Annotated in this window: 12 protein-coding genes and 1 pseudogene; 8 read left to right on the top strand and 5 right to left on the bottom strand. The window is 68.8% G+C overall.

The genetic code is table 11. The annotated features are described in order from the left end of the window. Window positions 1–48 precede the first annotated feature (48 nt). From pucD to ACFV6H_RS16175, 3 genes are read right to left on the bottom strand one after another with little or no spacing between them, the layout of a single operon-like run. Window positions 49–2,433 carry a xanthine dehydrogenase subunit D gene (pucD, locus tag ACFV6H_RS16185; RefSeq protein ID WP_385542051.1) on the bottom strand — a complete coding sequence of 795 codons (2,385 nt, stop codon included), beginning with the start codon at window positions 2,431–2,433 and terminating at the stop codon, window positions 49–51. A gap of 5 nt (window positions 2,434–2,438) precedes the next feature. Further along, window positions 2,439–3,032 (bottom strand): (2Fe-2S)-binding protein, encoded by a 594-nt coding sequence (locus ACFV6H_RS16180; protein ID WP_385542049.1) that lies wholly within the window; start codon window positions 3,030–3,032, stop codon window positions 2,439–2,441. A gap of 2 nt (window positions 3,033–3,034) precedes the next feature. After that, on the bottom strand, window positions 3,035–3,925 hold the full coding sequence (locus tag ACFV6H_RS16175) for a xanthine dehydrogenase family protein subunit M (RefSeq protein WP_093604386.1): 891 nt from the start codon (window positions 3,923–3,925) through the stop codon (window positions 3,035–3,037). A gap of 422 nt (window positions 3,926–4,347) precedes the next feature. Between ACFV6H_RS16175 and ACFV6H_RS16170 the strand changes: the two genes are divergently transcribed. After that, on the top strand, window positions 4,348–6,240 hold the full coding sequence (locus tag ACFV6H_RS16170) for a PucR family transcriptional regulator (RefSeq protein ID WP_385542144.1): 1,893 nt from the start codon (window positions 4,348–4,350) through the stop codon (window positions 6,238–6,240). A gap of 48 nt (window positions 6,241–6,288) precedes the next feature. Here the strand turns inward: ACFV6H_RS16170 and ACFV6H_RS16165 are convergent, their stop codons facing one another. After that, window positions 6,289–7,173 carry an IS982 family transposase gene (locus ACFV6H_RS16165; protein ID WP_385542046.1) on the bottom strand — a complete coding sequence of 295 codons (885 nt, stop codon included), beginning with the start codon at window positions 7,171–7,173 and terminating at the stop codon, window positions 6,289–6,291. Between the two features lie 74 nt (window positions 7,174–7,247). Continuing rightward, window positions 7,248–8,054 carry a class I SAM-dependent methyltransferase gene (locus ACFV6H_RS16160; protein WP_385542044.1) on the bottom strand — a complete coding sequence of 269 codons (807 nt, stop codon included), beginning with the start codon at window positions 8,052–8,054 and terminating at the stop codon, window positions 7,248–7,250. Between ACFV6H_RS16160 and ACFV6H_RS16155 the strand changes: the two are divergent. The 7 genes and pseudogenes from ACFV6H_RS16155 to ACFV6H_RS16125 all read left to right on the top strand — a co-directional run. Beyond that, a pseudogene (locus tag ACFV6H_RS16155) lies at window positions 8,053–8,358 on the top strand (hypothetical protein); the annotation flags it as partial. The gene ACFV6H_RS16160 and the pseudogene ACFV6H_RS16155 overlap by 2 nt on opposite strands. An 81-nt stretch (window positions 8,359–8,439) precedes the next feature. Further along, the gene (locus tag ACFV6H_RS16150; protein WP_385542142.1) at window positions 8,440–9,354 is read left to right on the top strand and encodes a phytanoyl-CoA dioxygenase family protein; all 915 of its coding nucleotides are present in this window, start codon (window positions 8,440–8,442) and stop codon (window positions 9,352–9,354) included. A gap of 410 nt (window positions 9,355–9,764) precedes the next feature. Continuing rightward, a complete protein-coding gene (locus ACFV6H_RS16145) occupies window positions 9,765–10,559 on the top strand; it encodes a hypothetical protein (protein WP_384981237.1) in 795 nt (264 codons plus the stop codon). A 668-nt stretch (window positions 10,560–11,227) separates the two neighbouring features. Then, on the top strand, window positions 11,228–12,367 hold the full coding sequence (locus ACFV6H_RS16140) for an ATP-binding protein (RefSeq protein WP_384981234.1): 1,140 nt from the start codon (window positions 11,228–11,230) through the stop codon (window positions 12,365–12,367). After that, window positions 12,364–12,774: a roadblock/LC7 domain-containing protein gene (locus tag ACFV6H_RS16135; RefSeq protein ID WP_385542041.1), complete on the top strand. Its 411-nt coding sequence runs from the start codon at window positions 12,364–12,366 to the stop codon at window positions 12,772–12,774. The genes ACFV6H_RS16140 and ACFV6H_RS16135 overlap by 4 nt, the downstream gene beginning before the upstream one ends. Continuing rightward, window positions 12,771–13,151 (top strand): DUF742 domain-containing protein, encoded by a 381-nt coding sequence (locus ACFV6H_RS16130; RefSeq protein WP_093602390.1) that lies wholly within the window; start codon window positions 12,771–12,773, stop codon window positions 13,149–13,151. The genes ACFV6H_RS16135 and ACFV6H_RS16130 overlap by 4 nt, the downstream gene beginning before the upstream one ends. Next, window positions 13,126–13,716: an ATP/GTP-binding protein gene (locus ACFV6H_RS16125; RefSeq protein WP_093602388.1), complete on the top strand. Its 591-nt coding sequence runs from the start codon at window positions 13,126–13,128 to the stop codon at window positions 13,714–13,716. Before ACFV6H_RS16130 ends, ACFV6H_RS16125 begins: the two co-directional genes overlap by 26 nt. The last annotated feature ends 9 nt before the right edge of the window (window positions 13,717–13,725 follow it).

The following is a 13,725-nucleotide window of genomic DNA, read 5'->3' as shown; positions in this document are numbered from 1 at the left end:
CCTGCCACTGAGCTGACGGAGCGTCAGGTGCGATCGTACGTACGGCCGTCAGGTGCCCGTGAGATGTTCCGGCCGTACCGGCGTCCTGTTCAGCTCCAGACCGGTCGCGTTCCTGATCGCCGCGAGCACCGCGGGAGTTGACGACAGGGTCGGGGCCTCGCCGATGCCGCGCAGTCCGTACGGCGCGTGGTCGTCGGCCAGTTCGAGTACGTCGATGGGGATGGTCGGCGTGTCGAGGATGGTGGGAATCAGATAGTCGGTGAAGGACGGATTGCGCACCTTCGCGGTCTTCGGATCGATCAGGATCTCCTCCATGACCGCGATGCCCAGTCCCTGTGTGGTGCCGCCCTGGATCTGGCCCTCGACGGAGAGCGGGTTGAGCGCCTTGCCGACATCCTGGGCGACGGCCAGTTCGATCACCTTGACCAGTCCCAGCTCCGTATCCACCTCGACGACCGCGCGGTGCGCGGCGAACGAGTACTGGACATGGCCGTGGCCCTGTCCCGTACGGAGGTCGAAGGCCTCGGTCGGCCGGTGGCGCCACTCCAGCTCCAGCTCCACCGCCTCGTCCTCCAGCACGTCCGCGAGATCGGCGAGGACCTCACCGGCGTCGGTGACGACCTTGCCGCCTTCGAGCAGCAGCTCGGCGGTGGCCCACGCCGGGTGGTACGTACCGAACTTGCGCCGGCCGCGCTCCAGGACCTTCTCCCGGACGGCCTCGCAGGCGTGCTTGACCGCGCCGCCCGTGACATAGGTCTGGCGCGAGGCCGAGGTGGATCCCGCGGAGCCGACCCGGGTGTCCGCGGGCTGGATGGTGACCTGGGCGACGCCGAGTTCGGTCCGGGCGATCTGCGCATGGACGGTGACACCGCCCTGGCCGACCTCGGCCATCGCGGTGTGGACGACGGCGACCGGCTCTCCGGCGATCACTTCGAGCCGTACACGCGCGGTGGAGTAGTCGTCGAAGCCCTCGGAGAAACCGACGTTCTTGATACCGACCGCGTAGCCGACACCTCGTACGACGCCTTCGCCGTGGGTGGTGTTGGAGAGTCCGCCGGGCAGGGCGCGTACGTCGGCCTCCTCACCGGCCACGAGCCACTGCTGCTCGGGCGGCAGCGGCCGGGCCTTGACGCGGCGCAGCAGTTCGGCGACGGGCGCCGGCGAGTCGACGGGCTGTCCCGTCGGCATCAGCGTGCCCTGCTCCATGGCGTTGAGCTGCCGGAACTCCACCGGATCCATATCGAGCGCCGCCGCCAGCCGGTCCATCTGCGCCTCGTACGCGAAGCACGCCTGGACGGCGCCGAAGCCGCGCATCGCGCCGCAGGGCGGGTTGTTGGTGTAGAGCGCGAGCGCCTCGATGTCGACATTGTCGATGGCGTACGGGCCTGCGGAGAGGGAGGCGGCGTTGCCGACCACGGCCGGCGAGGAGGAGGCGTACGCGCCGCCGTCCAGCACGATCCGGCACCTCATATGGGTGATCCGGCCGTCGCGTGTGGCGCCGTGCTCGTACCAGAGCTTCGCCGGATGGCGGTGGACATGACCGAAGAACGACTCGAACCGGTTGTAGACCATCTTGACCGGTTTGCCGGTGCGCAGCGCCAGCAGACAGCCGTGGATCTGCATCGACAGATCCTCCCGGCCGCCGAAGGCGCCGCCGACTCCGGAGAGCGTCATCCGGACCTTCTCCTCGGGCAGCCCGAGGACGGGAGCGATCTGGCGGAGGTCGGAGTGGAGCCACTGGGTGGCGACATAGAGATCGACTCCGCCGTCCTCGGCGGGCACCGCGAGCCCGGACTCCGGGCCGAGGAAGGCCTGGTCCTGCATGCCGAAGACATAGTCGCCCGAGACGATCACATCGGCGCGCGCGGCGGCGGAGTCGGCGTCGCCGCGGACGATCGGCTGGCGGTGCACGATGTTCGGGTGCGCGACATGCCCGCTGTGGTGGTCGCTGCGGCCCTCGTGGACCAGCGGCGCGCCGGGCGCGGTGGCCGAGGCCTCGTCGGTGACGACGGGCAGTTCGGCGTAGTCGATACGGATCTTGGCGGCGGCGCGGCGGGCGGTCTCGGGATGGTCGGCGGCGATGACGGCCACCGGTTCACCGTGGTGGCGGACCTTGCCATGGGCGAGGACCGGTGTGTCCTGGATCTCCAGCCCGTAGTTCTTCACCGGGGACGGGAGATCGTCGTAGGTCAGTACGGCGTGGACACCCGGCGTGGCGAGGGCCTCGGCGATATCGATCGACCTGATCTCGGCGTGCGCCACGGTGGAACGCAATGTGTGGCCCCACAACATGTCTTCGTGCCACATGTCGGAGGAGTACGCGAACTCTCCGGTGACCTTGAGGATGCCATCGGGACGGAGTGTCGACTCGCCGATGCCGCCTCTGGTCCGGGAGCCCTGGCTGAGACTGGTGGGAGTTCCGGTGGTGGGCATGGCCGTCAGACCGTCTCTTCCTGTCGGGCAGCCGCGAGCCGGACCGCGTCGAGAATCTTCTCGTAGCCGGTGCAGCGGCAGAGGTTGCCCGAGAGCGCCTCCCGGATGTCCGCGTCGCTCGGGGAGGGCGTACGCTCCAGCAGCTCGTCGGCCGCGACCAGCAGTCCGGGCGTGCAGAAGCCGCACTGGACGGCGCCCGCGTCGATGAACGCCTGCTGGACCGGGGACAGTTCGCCGCTCTCGCCGTGGCGGGCGGCGTCGGGGGTCGCCGTCGCCTCGCCGGGCGCGGCGCTGGTCGCGGCGTCGGCTGCGCCGCCGGGGCCGGCCGTGTCGCCTGTCGCGGCGCGGTTTCTGGCGTACTCCGCGAGGCCCTCGACGGTGATGACCTCGCGGCCCTCGACCTGCCCGGCCGCCACCAGACAGGAGCAGACCGGGACACCGTCGAGCCGTACCGTGCAGGAGCCGCATTCGCCCTGCTCACAGGCGTTCTTGGAGCCGGGCAGACCCAGCCGCTCCCGTAGGACGTAGAGCAGGCTCTCGCCCTCCCAGACGTCGTCGGCCCGCTGCTCACGTCCGTTGACCGTGACATTGACGCGCATGGCTATGCGGCTCCTTCCAGGGCGCGGCCGGTGCCGCGGTACTGCTCCCAGGTCCAGCCGAGCTGGCGGCGGGCCATCACGGCGACCGCGTGACGGCGGTAGCGCGCGGTGCCGCGCACATCGTCGATCGGATTGCAGGCACCCGCGGCCAGCGTGGCGAACTCCCGGGCGATGGACGGTGTGATGATCCGGCCGCTCTCCCAGAAGCCGCCCTCGGCGAGCGCCGCGTTCAGGAACTCCTCGGCCGTGCGCGCCCGTACGGGAGTGGGCGCGGCGGAGCCGATACCGGTCCGTACGGTCCTGGTCGCGGGATGCAGGGCCAGTCCGAAGGCGCAGACGGCGATGACCATCGCGTTGCGCGTGCCGACCTTCGAGTACTGCTGCGGACCGTCCGCCTTCTTGATGTGCACCGACCTGATGAGTTCGTCGGCGGCGAGCGCGTTGCGCTTCACTCCGGTGTAGAACGCGTCGATCGGGATACGGCGGCTGCCCCGTACCGACTCGACCTCGACCTCGGCGCCCGCGGCGAGCAGCGCCGGATGCGCGTCACCGGCCGGAGAGGCGGTGCCGAGATTGCCGCCGACGCCGCCGCGGTTGCGGATCTGCGGCGAGGCGACGGTGTGGGAGGCGAGCGCGAGGCCCGGCAGCTCGGCCCTGAGGTGCTCCATGATGTGGGTGTACGGCACGGAGGCGCCCAGCTCGACGGTCTCCTCACCGACCGTCCATGTGCTCAGCTCGCCGATACGGTTCAGATCGAGCAGGTACTCGGGCCGCCGGTGGTCGAAGTTGATCTCGACCATGACGTCCGTGCCACCCGCGATGGGCACAGCCGTGGGGTGCTCCGCCTTGGCGGCGAGCGCCTCCTCCCAGCTCGCTGGGCGAAGGAAGTCCATGAGTGGCTCTCTTCTTGATCGGTGGCGTCTGGATCGGTGGCGATTCCTGACCGGTCGCGATCGGGGTCTCTTCATGAGCTCTTAACGCTGTGTGGCACAAGTACACAAGCAGTGCTCCGCCTGGTGCAGTCACCGAAACCATGAAGGAGTTGGCTGGTCGCCTTCCGGGTCTTGTAGATTCGAACGAAAGACTGGACTCGGTAACTGTGAGGTCTTCCTCCTGAAACATGCGTACGCGGGCTGTGCGCGTACGCCACTGACTTCACTGACTTCAGGACCCATGAACTTCGGCCCATGAGCTTCGGCCCATGAGCTTCAGGATCCACGGGCTTCAGGAACTACGGGCTTCAGGACTCCGAGCCACTCGGCACCGACGGGTGGACGGGTGGGCGACCACGAGAAAGATCGGCGGCGACGACGAGATGCGGCTGCGCGCACTGCTGGGAACCGATGCGCTGGGCCTGCGGCTGCTGGGCGGCGAGGACGAGCTGGACCGGACCGTCCGCGGAGTGATGACCACCGATCTGCGCGACCCGAGCCGCTATCTCTCCGGCGGTGAGCTGGTGCTCACCGGTCTCGCCTGGCGGCGGCGCGCCGAGGACTCGGAGCCGTTCGTCCGTATCCTGGTCGGCGCCGGAGTCACCGCGCTGGCCGCGGGCGAGGCGGAGCTGGGCGAGGTGCCCGACGATCTGATCATGGCGTGCGAGCGCCATCGGCTACCGCTCTTCGCGGTGAGCGAGGACGTGGCGTTCGCGGCGGTCACCGAGTATGTGGTCCGCCAGGTGTCCGGCGAGCGGGCGGGTGATCTGGCCGCGGTCGTGGACCGCCACCGCCGGCTGATGACCGCGGGCCCGGCGGGCGGTGGCCCGGATGTGGTCCTCGATCTGCTGGGCTCCGATCTCGATCTGCGGGCCTGGGTGCTCTCGCCCACCGGCCGGCGGATCGCGGGCGCGAGCGAGCCGCTGCCGCCGGCACGGGCCGCCGCGCTCGCCGGTGAGCATCTCGCCGCGATCCGCGCGGGACGCCACAGCCCGTACCGCACGAAGGTCGACGGGACGACGTACTCCCTGTTTCCGGTGAGCGGCTCAGGGCGTGGGGCGGCGATTCCCACCGACTCCCGTGATGTACGCGATACGCGTGATGTACGTGATGTGCGCGAGACCGTGCTCTCCGACTGGCTGCTGGTGGTGGAGGCGGACGCGGGCGACTGGCCCGCGGCCCGGCTCGATCTGCTCCAGGGCGTCACGCAGTTGATCGCGGTGGAACGCGACCGACGGGACGCGGCCCGTACGGTACGGCGCCGGCTCGCCCAGGAGGTGCTGGAACTGGTCCAGGCGGGCGCGGCTCCCGCCGAGATCGCGGCCCGGCTGCGGGTGACCGCGCCGGTGCTGCTGCCGGGACTGGGCGCCGCGCCGCAGTGGCAGGTGGTGGTGGCCAGGGTGGAGTGGGGACAGGGCGGCCGGGACGCCATGGACGGTACGAACGCCATGGACGGTACGGAAGGTCCGGACGCGGACGGTACGAAGACGGCGGTGGCGGGCGGTCCGGTGGCCCAGGCGCTGCTGGAGGAGATCCTGGTGGATCCCGCGACGGTGGGAGGCACGGCGATGGCGGGCGTGGGAGCCGACTCCGCCGACCGGATCGCGGTGGCCCGGACGGAGGACGAGGCGATCGCGCTGGTGCCGCTGCCGACGACACCTCCTCGGACGCCCGAGCCGGTGGACGGACACGGGCCCGGCCCCGGACCCAGGCCCGGTACAGCGCCCGGCCAAGCGGCGAGGCAGGCAGCGGGCCAGGCACCGGACCTGGCCGACGACCCGGGACTGCACGCGGACGCGCTCCTGGCCGCCGTACGAGGCCCTCTGACGGCAGGTCTGGCGGACGACGGACGGCTGACCCTGGGTGTCAGCGCGGCGGTCCACTCGGCGGAAGGGCTCCGCGGCGCCCTGGAGGAGGCCCGCCACGCCCGCCGGGTGGCTGCGGCCCGGCCCGGCCGCGTCTGCGCGGCGGGCCACCATGAACTGGCGTCACACGTACTGCTCCTCCCTTTCGTCCCCGACGACGTCCGCCGCGCCTTCACCGCGCGCCTGCTGGATCCTCTGCGCGACTACGACCGCCGCCACCGCGCGGAGCTGATCCCCACCCTGGAGGCCTTCCTCGACTGCGACGGCTCCTGGACCCGATGCGCGGCCCGGCTGCATCTGCATGTGAACACGCTGCGATACCGGGTGGGCAGGATCGAACAGCTCACAGGACGCGATCTGTCGCGCTTGGAGGACAAGCTCGACTTCTTCCTGGCACTACGCATGAGCTGACACTCAGCCGTGTACGGGCGTGCGCCTAGATGAATGAGTCCGATGTTCTCAGTGGTCGTAGGCGATCAGGGATCGTTTGGTCTTGGCGCCGGTGGTCCAGTTGTGCCAGATGCCTGCGGCGAGGGCGAGGAGTCGTTGGCCGGTGCGGGCGAAGACGCCGACGGGGGTCCTGCCGCCGTGCTGTTCGAGGCTGAGCTGGCCTTTGAGGGTGTCGAAGACGGCTTCGATCCACTGCCGGACCCGGGCGAGGCGGCCGTGGCGGACGGGCTCGTCCTTCCGGTCGGGCCGCACCAGATGGACGCCCAGGCGTTCAGTGAGGAACGTCTCGAACTCCCGCCCGGCGAAGCCCTTGTCCGCGAGGATCACCTGGCCCGCGCGGACGAGGTGGTGGTCGCGTTCCAGCAGCGCGGTCATCACCTCCCGTTCCCCGAGTTTCGGGTGTGCCAGGCACCAGGACACCGGCATGCCCTCCGCGGTGGTGACCAGGTAGAGCCGGAATCCCCAGAAGAAGCGGGAATGGGAGCGGCAGTAGCCGTAGCCGGCCTGCCCGGCCAGTTCGGAGCGTTTGACGGTCTCGCGGGAGGCCGCACAGGGCAGTGGGGTGGAGTCGATCAGCCGCAGGTCGTCGTGCCAGGTCGGCACCTGCCTGGCCAGAGCCTCGATGACCTGCGAGATGAGCGGGCCGGCGGCGTTGAGGCGCTTGTTGTAGGCCGATTGCTGGGGCAGGTAGCGGAAGAGGTGTCCCAGCCGGGCGTGCGAGAAGCGGACCCAGTGCCGGGCAGAGGGAAAGCCCAGCAGGACCTGGGCGACCGCCAGGCACAGCAGTTCGGCGTCCGTCAGTTTCGGGGGTCGCCCGATCCGGCGACAAGGCGCCACATGGTCGTCGATGAACACGTACAGTGCCGCCAGAAGGGCGTCCAGGTTTGTCTTCACACACGAACCAACAGGCGCCCTTCGCCAGGTCGCGGCCAGCACACACATCGGACTCATTCATCTAGGGAGCGTCTTCAAAGTTCCGTCTGCCCGGTGCTGTGTGGTGCACACGCTCCCTGGGGCGTTCCGGGAGGGACGGGCTGTGCGGTATCGCGCTGCGCCACGAATACGAACTCGCTGCCCGGCCGGTCGGGTGCGTCGCGTACGTCTTCGATGACGAAGCCGTGCTCGTGCAAGTCCTGCTCGATCTCGGTGCGTTCGCGGAAGCGGAGTGTTGATTCCGAGGTCAGTACGTCCCCGTCCGTGGCGAACACGTGCGTACCCCGGAAGCTCACCAGCGGCAGGCTCACGTCCGTCAGCTCGGCCCAGGTCTCGACGTGGCCGACGCCCGGGATGTCCGTCATGCGGTACGTGGTCTCGCGCGTCCACTGCGCCCACTCCTCCCACACGCGCCGCGCCGGATCGCGCGTCTCGAGGACAAGCCGCCCGCCGGGCCGCAGCGCCTCGTACGCGCCGCGCAGCGTCGTACGCCACGCCTGCGGACCGGTGATCGCCTGGGCGACGTTCCCGGTCATGGTCACCAGGTCGGTCCGCATGGGCGGCAGGTCCCCCGCGTCGCCGTCGAGCCAGCGCACCCGCTCCGCGCCCGGCTTGCCACGCGCGACGTCGACGGACGCCCGCGCGGGATCGATCCCGGTGACAGTCATCCCGCGCTCGGCGAGCAGCAGCGCGAACACGCCCGTACCGCACCCGATGTCCAGCACGGACCGCGCCCCGAACTCCTCCGCCATCGCGAGATACGCGTCGAGATCGCCGCGGTCCGGATCGAGCGGGTCGTAGACGGCGGCGAGGCGCGGATGCCCGAAAGCTGCGTCAACCATGAAGGCGAACGTATGCGGCCCCAAGCCCGCACGGCCACTGAGTTTTCGGGTTACGGCGCCAAGCGGGCGCGGCAAAGTACCCCGCGGACGGTGCGGGCGGCCCCGACAGACAGGACCGCCTCGACAGGCATACCCATCGGCCTCCCACGGAGATCACACCATGACTGCTCAACATCCCCTCACCTACGAAGCGTTCATCGGACTCGCCACCGCCGATCCGGATGTCCTCGGTCTCGTCCTCAAGGGATCGCAAGCCCACGAGGGCATGGTCACCGAACACTCCGACCACGATCTGTATGTCGTTGGGCTTTCGCAACAGGCCCTAGTCGCTCTTCCTACCGGAAAACCGCTTGCCTGCGGCGCTCGCCGTGATCACTCTGGCCCGATGGACCTCGAAGAAGCGGCCCGAGCGTGGCGTGAAGACGGCTTCGTCATCCTCCCTGGTTTCCTCCCGCACGATGAGCTGAAGCCCGCGGCGGGCGAACTGGATTTGCTCTTCCCGTCCGCTGAGGGCTTCCACGACTCAACCGATCCGCGACGCGAGCGCTTCATCGGCGACCAGTTCGCCGGGATCGACTACTTTCCCTTCGCCAGCACGGAGATCAGCCTGCTGGCTGTGAACCACCGGATCCTGGCGCTCGCCGAGACGCTGCTGGAAGACGGCGGTGTCCAGATCTCCGGGGCGGAGGCCTGGGCGAAGTACGCCGGCGCCAGCGACTACGACCAGGACCTGCACCGCGACTACCTGGGCCATAGCCTCCTGGTGCCCAGCACCGCGCCCGGCTTCCGCCAGCTGGAGATGTTCGTGTACCTGGCGGACGTGCCCGAGGAGTTCGGCCCGGCGCACTTTGTCCCGCGGAGGCACACGGCTGACCTCCCCGCCGTGCCCGACAGGTATCTGCGGCCCGGTCTCGAAAGCAAGAGCCGCTTCCATGACGGCAGCGGAAGCCCGCACCTGTACGGAGCGCAGGTGCCGGCAGCCGGTCCTGCCGGGACGGTCGTCGCCTTCGAGATCGGCACCGTCCATCGTGGTACGGCCATGACCGCGGCGCGCGGCGCCCGCTACACCATGCATCTGAACTTCCGTCCGCCCGGCGTCCATTGGGGCCAGCGCCGGGGCTGGGCCTACTCCGCCGTTCAGCAGGACTGGTTCACGTTCGTCGAGCGTGCCACGCCGCGCCAGCTCCAGGCATTCGGGTTTCCACCGCCCGGGCATCCTTACTGGACACCGGAGACGCTGGCCGGGACGGCGCTGCGGTATCCGGGGCTCGACCTCACGCCTTGGCATCGGCCTGGCTGATGCCCTGCCGCAGTGCGCGGGCTGTAGCCCTGGAGGCCTGCACGGGATCTCGCCGGGCGGTCCGGACGTCGCCAAGTGCTCTGCCGTGCCATGTCCACGCCGGTTGACGCCGTCACCCGATACGGGCATGGAAAGATCCAACCTCGCCACGAGGAGGGCTCTTCGGCGGCGCGGCCACCGACCGTACCGCCGCCGTCGCCGCAGGTGACAGCGTTTCCGAGGCTCTCGCGGCCTGTCGATGGCGCCTCCGGGACCACCGTCAACCGCCCGTACGGAGCGGCTTCGGCGACCAAGGGATTGTGAAATTTTTCACCTGACCTATTGGCCCGGCATGCCCATCCGTGCTGAGATGCGTCCACACTCAACAGCACAATGGCGCGCTCGGGGAGGGCAATGTGGCGCATACCGCCATGTCTGGTTCCGGAACCACTGCCGGTGACGACCCACTCCAGACCGCGGTATGGCGGCTGCGCTCACGCGGCTGTTGGACCGACGCAGCGGCCCTGCTCGCGCCACACATCACCGCTCCCGCGCCGGCGCTCCAGCGGGCCTCGCTGCTCGTCGAGCGCTGTCTGTTCACGGGGACCGGCTGGCCGGAGGCCGAGGACGCGCTCCGCTCGGCGGAGGCCACGGCCCGCGAGGACCACGAACGCGGCGCAGCCGCCTGTGAGCGCGGTCATCTCGCGTACGCCTCGACCGTCCTCGGCGTACGCGACCGCGCGGACGAGGCGCGCGCAGCGCTCGGCCGGGCGGCGGCCCTGCTCGACCCGACGGCTCCTGGCCGCGCTCTGCTCGACTTCCGGCGCGGGCTGATCGCCGAGCATCTCTCGGACTCGCCGCAGTCCGCCCGCGCCGCGTACCGCCGTGCCCATGCCGCCGCCACGGCGCACGGCGAGACGCTGCTGCTCTCCTTCACCTGGCGCCATCTCGCCGGGCTCGCCCTGCGGGAGGGCGAACTGGCCGAGGCGAGACACGGCTTCAGCGAGTCCCTCCGTATCCGCGAGGAGCTGGGCTATCTGGTCGGTACGGCCCCGGCGCTGGCCGCCCTGGCCGATGCCGAGCCCGAGCCGGAGGCCACCCGGCTGCGCGAGGAGGCGGGCCGTCTCTTCCGTCTGCTGGGCGGTGTGCCGACCTGGCTGGCGGACCAGCTCGCCCCACGGGCCCCGGTCGTCCCGGTCGTCGGTCCACGGGCCGCCGACGCCTGACCTGACCCGTACGCTCCAGCCGGCGCCCATACGCTCCCGTCGGCGCCCACACGCTCCCGGCCGGTGCCCGCACGCGCCGGCCGGCCGGCGCCGGCACATACGGTCGGTGACGCGAACGCAAACGCGGACCGGCCTCGATATCGCAACCCGACCGCAACCCGACCCCGCTGACACCTCATCAACCATCACGGGTACCCTCCGGCACTACGGCAATCCGGTGTCCCCGGATCGCTGTAGTGCTCACCCATGTCCGCGCCCTACGATCCGGAGGCACCCGCACAGCCCTGCCAGTCCCGTCCTGACGTACCGTCAGACAGCAGCTCCGACCTGGGGTTCAGGCACCGAAGACCCCCAACACGGAGCCTTGCTGAATTTCCGTCAGATACCGGATACGGAACCGAAGGACATGGACGTCAAGCCTTGGTGTGATGATAAGATCGCCGAGCTTGCCAAGCGGTGGTAAACCCGCTATGGCATAAAGGGAAAGTCAGCGCATCGGCCCAGAAATCCGCCACCCCGGGGAGAGCTATGCCATCAGCCGGGCCTTTCAAGGCAGTCCGGCGGGCGAGTATGCGCGGCCGATCCCGTATGTCTGAGACTGTGAGCGCACTCGAACGCAGCGTCCAGACATTCAGTGTCCGGTGCCCCAGTCGCCCGAAGAGAGCCTTATGACGCAATACTTCCAGGATCCAGCGCTGTGGGGTCTGATAGCCGTTGGTACTCCTGTCGCAGCGACCGCGATCATTCGCGGTAGAAAGTCGATCACCGAACTCAAGAAGGAAAAACAGGAACTCAGGGCACATTACGCCAATCTGGAAAATCACTACTCGGAGGCCGTCGAAGAGGCCAAGGACCGAGCAGAAGAGGCGACCAAAACCGCTCTGAAATCCGCGATGCGGACGCTCCAGGGCCTCGCCAGCGAGCAGCAGCTCGCCATCACGAAGCTCCAGGACAAGTACGGAGAACTCCAGATTCTCCAGGACCTCCTCGACATCGACCACATGAATTCGCAGTTCGCCCGGCGTGCGCAGTCCATCGCCGTTCTCTGCGACGGATGGCTCGGCCGCCAGCGCGCCTCGGCCTCCCTCTATGACGTGGTCCGCAGCGCGAAGGGCCGTATCCGCCACTTCACGCGCGTCGAGATCCGGGCCCAGAGCAATTTCGCCATCGTCAGCCGCGCCGTCGAACCGGTCGCGCTCACGCTCGCCGAACTGCTGGACAACGCCACCAGTTACTCGGCGCCCGAGACGATGATCGAGATCAATATCCGCCCTGTGCCCAAGGGCGTCTGCATCATCGTCGACGACGCCGGCGTCGGCATGAACGAGGAAGAGAAGAGCAGAGCCGCCAAGCTCCTTTCCAGCGAACGCTCCCCCGGTGTCTCCGGTCTCGGCAACCCGCCGCAGTTCGGATTCACCGTGATCGGTGTGCTCGCGGCCCGCTACGGCTTCACGGTCTCCGTGGACTCGACTTCTCCGTACGGTGGCGTGCGCGCGGTCGTGCTTCTTCCCGAGGAGCTCCTCACGTCCATGCCCGCGCCCGCGCCCGAGCCCGAGGAGAATCCCGCCATGGCCGCGTCCTCCCCGATGCCTCCAGAAGAGACCCCGGCGACGCGCGGCACCACTTTCGGCGGACTGCCGAAGCGGCGCCGGCGAGGCGCGATATCCATCGTTCCGGCGGCCGAGAGCACGGAGACGCCCGCCCGCTCCAGCGAGCAGGCCGCTTCCGTCATGGGCGCGTTCCAGCGGGGAACGCAGTCGGGCCGTCGTTCCACCAACGCAAGCAGCGAAGGGCATGAGTCTCAGTGAATTACGATCTGTCATGGATGCTTGACAGTGCTCTGGAAGTGCCCGAGGCGCGCCACGCGATCCTTGTCTCCGCGGACGGCCTGCTCATGGCCCGTTCGAACGATGTCGGCAAGGACCACGCCGACACCGTCGCCGCCGCGATGAGCGGAATGCAGTCGCTGAGCCGCACGGTCGCCGACTTCTGCGGCGGACCTCCGAGCGAGCGTCCGCAGTGGCGTCAGACGCTGGTGGAGTTCGACCACGGCTGGGTCTTTCTCATCTCCGCCGGTGAAGGCGCCTATCTCGCCGTCTCGGCATCCCCCGACGTCGACATGGCGGAGATCACCTTCCGCATGATGCAGCTCGTCGGCCAGCTCGGTAAATCCCTGACCAGTCCCCCTCGCGAGATTGCTGACACCAAGGCATGACGACTCCGGACGAACCCGAGCTGGAACGAGAAGCAGCGCCCTTAGTTCGACCGTATGTCATCACCAACGGACGCAATCTGCTGGATGACGACGATTTCTCACTCATCACACTGGTCACGGTGGCCGCCGAGGGCCCCAGAACGGGACATCTCGATCCCGAGAAGCTCCGTCTGCTGGATCTGTGTGCCGGCGGCTATCTCTCGGTCGCCGAAATAGCCGGGCACACCAGTCTGCCCGTCGGTGTCGTCAAAATTCTGCTGTCCGATCTCACGGAGCAGGGGTATCTCGTGACGCGTGCCCCGATACCTCCCGCGAAGCTTGTCGAGCGGCACATACTCGAGGAGGTGCTGAATGGCCTTCAAGCCCGTTTTGGATGACGGCGTATATCTGCGCAATTCAGTGCAGACGGCGGCGAAGATCCTTGTCGTCGGCCACTTCGCCGTCGGCAAGACGACGTTCATCGGGACCATGTCCGAGATTCCGCCGCTGCGCACCGAAGAGGTGATGACACAGGCGGGCGAGGGAGTGGACGACCTCCGGGGCACCCCGGGCAAGACCACGACGACCGTCGCCATGGACTTCGGCCGGCTCACCCTCAGCGAGAGACTCGTTCTCTATCTCTTCGGCACACCTGGCCAGCAGCGCTTCGTCCAGGTGTGGGAAGACATGTCCCGGGGAGCTCTCGGGGCATTGGTGTTGGTGGACCCGCAACGCCTCGAAGAGTCCTTCGCGGTGATGGACCTGGTCGAGCACTACGGAATCCCGTACGCCATCGCGGTCAATCGCTTCGACGGCACACCGAGCCACACGGACGAGGAGATACGGGAGGCGCTCGACCTGCTCCCCGAGACGCCTCTCGTCAATTGTGACGCACGCGACCAGCGTTCGTCAGCGAATTCGCTCATTGTCCTTGTCCGTTATCTCCAGTCGCGCCTCAGCTAGGAGTTCACC

The sequence above is a fragment of the Streptomyces sp. NPDC059743 genome (assembly GCF_042732975.1).
Lineage (GTDB): Bacteria > Actinomycetota > Actinomycetes > Streptomycetales > Streptomycetaceae > Streptomyces.
The sequence above is the reverse complement of the archived record's forward strand: the minus strand, read 5'-3'. Positions and strand labels throughout refer to the sequence as shown.